Consider the following 4,855-nt stretch of genomic DNA (forward strand, 5'->3'; position numbering starts at 1 on the left):
CACGGCCTTGGTGTCGACCGCGCGGATGGATGAGGTGATCGATCATCTGCGCCGCGCCGTGGCCGAGGGGCGGCAGGCCTATTGGGTCTGCCCGCTGGTCGAAGAGAGCGAGAATTTCGACGCCACCGCCGCCGAAGAACGCTTCAAGCTTTTGCGCGCGGCCTTGGGCGAGGGGGTGGTGGGGCTGGTGCATGGCCAATTGGCCCCCGATCACAAAGCCGCCGCCATGGCCGATTTCGCCGAGGGGCGGACCCGTGTGCTGGTGGCGACCACGGTCATCGAGGTGGGCGTTGATGTGCCCAATGCCTCGATCATGGTCATCGAACAGGCCGAGATTTTCGGGCTGGCGCAGTTGCACCAGCTGCGCGGGCGGGTCGGGCGGGGTGCGGCGGCCTCGACCTGTCTGTTGATGTATCGCCCGCCCTTGGGCGAGACGGCGAAGCGCCGATTGATGGTGCTGCGCGATACCGAGGACGGTTTCGTCATCGCAGAAGAAGATCTGGCCATTCGCGGCGCGGGCGATGTAATCGGCACGGCGCAATCGGGATTGCCGCGGTTTCGGATCGCCGATCTTGAGGCGCAGACCGGGCTCATGGCCTTGGCGCAATCGGCCGCACGCACGCTTCTGGTGCGCGATCCGGGGCTTTTGGGGCCACAAGGACAATCGGCGCGCGTGCTCTTGTGGTTGTTGGAGCAAGACAAGGCGATCCGGCTGATTTCGGCGGGCTGATCCGCTTTGTTCACAAATGTTCTTAAAAAGTTCTTTACATGTTGCGGCGAAAATGAGAACAAATGGGCAACACGCTCATCTCAGGAGGCCATGACATGACCCGGATTGCTGAAATCATTACCCATTCGCGCGACACATTCGTCGGCGACGCCGCTGGTGTGATCGCGCTTGCGGTGTTCACCTATGGCCTTTTGTATCTGCCCGGTTTGATCTGACTGCGATTTCTGCCTGCGGTCTGGTCATGCTTTTGATGCGGCTGTGCCCCCTCTGTCCCGCCGCATGTCGCCCCTTTGTTGAGAGGGTGCGGGCATGGCCCAAGACACGCTGACTTGCGCCGCCCTCGTCCCCGAGGTGCGGCGTTTTTTTGGCCTTCGTGGGTGGGTGTTCAGGCGCTTTGCGCCTGGGCTGCGGCATCCATCGCTTCCAGCGTCGCCTCGAGCGACAGCATGATCGAGGCGTGGCGGTTACGATAATCGCGGGCCGGGGTCAGCACCTCGTAGCCGTGAAACGGTGCCGCCGGCGGCGCGGCGCCTTCGGTCAGCATGGCGCGCAGCGCGTCGCGGGCTTGGGCCACCTCATCGCGGCTGCGCCCGATGATATCGGCCCCCAAGAGGGCCGCGGCCGCCTGTCCCAATGCGCAAGCTTTGACATCTTGGGCGAAGCGGACGATGCGGCCATCCTCGATATCGAGATCGACCGTCACCGTCGAGCCACACAGCGGTGCGCGCTTGCGCAAGCTGGCCTGTGGCGTATCCAGCCGCCCATGATGCGGAATATCCGCCGCCAAGGCGAGGATACGCTGGGAATAGAGTTTGATCAGATCGCTCTCGCCGGACATGGGTTCCGCCTGTCTTGTCATGGCCCTATAGGTAGCGGTGTTGCCCGGTTTTGCAAAGAGGTGGACCATGGTTAAGTTCGATCCCGCCACGCTGCGTTATGACGCGCAAGGCTTGATCCCCTGCATCGCGCAAGAGGTCGAAAGCGGCGCTGTGCTGATGATGGCATGGATGAATGCCGCGGCCGTGGCCCGCACGCTGGCAAACGGACGGGTGACCTATTGGTCGCGCTCGCGGCAAGATTTCTGGATCAAGGGCGAAAGCTCGGGCCATGTGCAGGAGCTGGTCGAGCTGCGCATCGATTGCGACCGCGACTGTCTTTTGGCGCTGGTGCGTCAGACGGGGCCGGCCTGCCATACCAATCGGGCTGTGTGTTTCTACACGGCTGTGCGGGATGGGGCCGAGGTGGAGTTGATGGCACCTATGCCTTAGAGCGTGTCGCGTTCTGTCGCATGCACCGGGGCAGGCGAACGCATTGTGCGTAGCAAACGCTGCCTCGCCTGCCCCGATCAAGAGGTCGGATTGATCAAACGCGAAACGCTCTGGGTGGCGTTTTTGCGTTGTGGGGGCTCTGCCCCCGTCGCCTTCGGCGCCTCCCCCGGAGTATTTCACAAGCAAAGATGGACTAAAGCCCGACCATGCGGCGGATATCGGCGGCGGTTGCACCTGCATCGCGGTATTGTGCGATGGCACGCGCATCGTCGCGTTTGGCCAGCCGCTTGCCCGCCGCGTCGCGGATCAAGCGGTGGTGATGATATTGCGGTGTGGGCAGGCCCAACAAGCTTTGCAGCAGCACATGGATCGGGGTAGCGGCGAAGAGATCCTCGCCGCGGATCACATGGGTGATCGCTTGAGCCGCATCATCGACCACGACCGATAGGTGATAGGAGGCCCCCATGCCGGGCCGGGCCAGAACCACATCGCCGATGGTGGCGATCATCATCTCCGGGGTGATGGCGTGCTGGCCTGTATGGGCTGGGCCGGTTTCGGTAAAGCCGCCCGTGTGGCGCGGCAGTGCCATTGCCTTGGCCATGTCGAGGCGGATCGCATCGCTTGGGCCCGCTTCGGCCATCGCGCGGCCACGGCAGGTGCCGGGGTAGAGCAACCCATCGGGCCCGCTCGGTGGGGGCGTGCCCTCTTGCGGGGCGCAGGCGGCATCGCGGATATCGCGTCTTGTGCAGCAGCATGGATAGGTGAGGCCCAGTCCGCGCAATTGGTCGATGGCGGCGCGATAGGCGGGAAGGTGATCGGATTGACGGCGCGGCGGCGCGTCCCATGTCAGCCCAAGCCAAGCCAGATCGTTGATGATCTGCGCCTCCCATGCCGGGCGCGCGCGGGATTGGTCGATATCGTCGATCCGAAGCATGAAGGCGCCACCCGCCGCGCGGGCGCGGTCATGGGCAAGAATGGCGGAATAGGCGTGGCCCAGATGCAGCGGTCCAGTGGGTGATGGGGCAAAGCGGGTGCGAAAGCGCATGTCACGCGCCCTTGGGCCTGTCCGATGCCCGTTCAGGCAGCATCGGCGCGGCTTTCACCCAGCCAGGCCGCCCATGCCGATTTGGCGCGGTCGGTATAGGCCTTGTAGCGGTCCTTGCGGCCACGCCGACCGGCCTTGAGCCCCTCGACCGGGGGGAAGAGGCCGAAATTCACGTTCATCGGCTGGAAGGTTTTGGCCTCGGCCCCGCCGGTGATGTGGTGGACAAGCGCGCCCATGGCCGTTTCTTGCGGAACAGGGGCGAGGGTCTTGCCGCAAATCTCGGCCACGGCAAGCCGACCGGCCAACAGCCCCATCGCGGCGGATTCCACATAACCCTCCACCCCGGTGATTTGACCCGCAAAGCGGATATTGGGGCGCGCGCGCAGGCGCATCTGCGCGTCGAGAAGGCGTGGGGAATTGATGAAGGTGTTGCGATGGATGCCGCCAAGACGCGCGAAGCTGGCATCATGCAGTCCAGGTATCATTTTAAAAACAGAGGTTTGTGCGCCGTACTTCATCTTGGTCTGGAAGCCGACGATATTGTAGAGCGTACCCAGCGCATTGTCGCGGCGCAGCTGCACAACGGCCCAAGGCTTGACCGTTGGGTTGTGGGGGTTCGTCAGCCCCACGGGTTTCATCGGCCCATGACGCAGCGTTTCGCGGCCACGTTCGGCCATCACTTCGATCGGCAGGCAACCGTCGAAATATCCCGCGGTCTCGCCCTCATGGAACTCGGTCTTGTCGGCGGCGAGAAGCGCGTCGATAAACGCTTCGTATTCATCCCGCGTCATCGGACAATTGATATAGGCGCGTTGTTCTTCGAGCGTTTCGCCCTTGTCATAGCGGGACTGTTCCCATGCCACCGACATGTCGATCGTATCTGTATAGACGATCGGGGCGATGGCATCGAAGAAAGCCAGCGCATCGTGGCCAGTTTGGGCGGCGATGGCTTGCGCAAGCGCCCCCGATGTGAGCGGCCCCGTCGCGATGATCGCAGGTCCTTCGGGCAGGGATGTGATCTCACCGCCTATGATGGTGATGTTGGGGTGCGCGCGCAGCTTGGCGGTCACCGCTTCGGCGAAGGGGTCGCGGTCGACGGCCAGCGCGCCGCCTGCGGGCAGGCGGTGATCATAGGCGGTGTCCATGATGATCGAACCTGCTGCGCGCATTTCCCAATGCAAGAGGCCCACGGCGTTTTGTTCGTCATCATCCGAGCGGAAGGAGTTTGAACAGACCATTTCCGCAAGCGATCCGGTGCGATGGGCAAAGGTGCCGACCGCAGGGCGCATCTCATGCAGCACGACCTTGATGCCCGCTTGAGCGGCTTGCCATGCCGCTTCGGACCCGGCCATGCCGCCGCCGATGATCTGGAGTGTTTTCTCGGTCATGCCGGGCATGTAGCGCCTAAGAGTTGGGTTGCAAAGGGCCTCTCAGCCCTCTGCGGCGGGTGTGTCGGGGATGGGGGCGATGTCATCGCCCTCTTCGTCGCCCTGATCGGCGATCCAAGCGACGCTGACCACCTCTTCGCCCTTGGCGGTGTTCAAGACCTTGACGCCGCCCGCGCTGCGTGAGCGGAAGGAAATGCCCGCAACCGGCACCCGGATCGATTGGCCGGTGGAGGTGGCGAGCATGATCTGGTCGCTCACTTCCACCGGGAAGCTAGCCACGAGTGCGCCGCCGCGCATCGCCTTGTCCATCGCCATGACGCCTTGGCCGCCGCGCCCGCGCACCGGGTAGTCGTGGCTGGAGGACAGCTTGCCCGACCCGCTGGCGGTGATGGTCAAGATCAGATCCTCGGCCGCCGACATCTCG

At 63.8% G+C, this 4,855-nt stretch carries 6 protein-coding genes; 2 read left to right on the forward strand and 4 right to left on the reverse strand.

Going from position 1 to position 4,855, the window contains the following annotated elements:
• Positions 1–730, forward strand: a 730-nt coding sequence (locus ACTG4J_RS14720) for a helicase-related protein (RefSeq protein ID WP_439140490.1), incomplete at its 5' end; no start/stop codon positions are given.
• A 385-nt stretch (positions 731–1,115) separates the two neighbouring features.
• Here the strand turns inward: ACTG4J_RS14720 and ACTG4J_RS14725 are convergent.
• Complete coding sequence (locus ACTG4J_RS14725) at positions 1,116–1,568, reverse strand: iron-sulfur cluster assembly scaffold protein (protein ID WP_439140495.1); 453 nt, start codon at positions 1,566–1,568, stop codon at positions 1,116–1,118.
• Positions 1,569–1,635: 67 nt separating this feature from the next.
• On the opposite strand from ACTG4J_RS14725, the gene hisI reads away from it, so the two are divergent.
• Positions 1,636–1,998: a phosphoribosyl-AMP cyclohydrolase gene (gene hisI / locus ACTG4J_RS14730; protein WP_439140491.1), complete on the forward strand. Its 363-nt coding sequence runs from the start codon at positions 1,636–1,638 to the stop codon at positions 1,996–1,998.
• A gap of 193 nt (positions 1,999–2,191) precedes the next feature.
• Here hisI and gluQRS read toward each other — a convergent pair whose 3' ends face one another.
• From gluQRS to ACTG4J_RS14745, 3 genes are all read right to left on the reverse strand, one after another.
• Positions 2,192–3,043: a tRNA glutamyl-Q(34) synthetase GluQRS gene (gluQRS, locus tag ACTG4J_RS14735; RefSeq protein WP_439140492.1), complete on the reverse strand. Its 852-nt coding sequence runs from the start codon at positions 3,041–3,043 to the stop codon at positions 2,192–2,194.
• 32 nt (positions 3,044–3,075) lie between these two features.
• On the reverse strand, positions 3,076–4,431 hold the full coding sequence (gene trmFO, locus ACTG4J_RS14740) for a methylenetetrahydrofolate--tRNA-(uracil(54)-C(5))-methyltransferase (FADH(2)-oxidizing) TrmFO (RefSeq protein WP_439140493.1): 1,356 nt from the start codon (positions 4,429–4,431) through the stop codon (positions 3,076–3,078).
• Positions 4,432–4,473: 42 nt separating this feature from the next.
• Positions 4,474–4,855: DNA gyrase C-terminal beta-propeller domain-containing protein (locus ACTG4J_RS14745; protein WP_439140494.1), on the reverse strand; the 382-nt coding region annotated here is incomplete at its 5' end.

The sequence above is a fragment of the Roseicyclus sp. genome, assembly GCF_965662675.1.
Lineage (GTDB): Bacteria > Pseudomonadota > Alphaproteobacteria > Rhodobacterales > Rhodobacteraceae > Roseicyclus.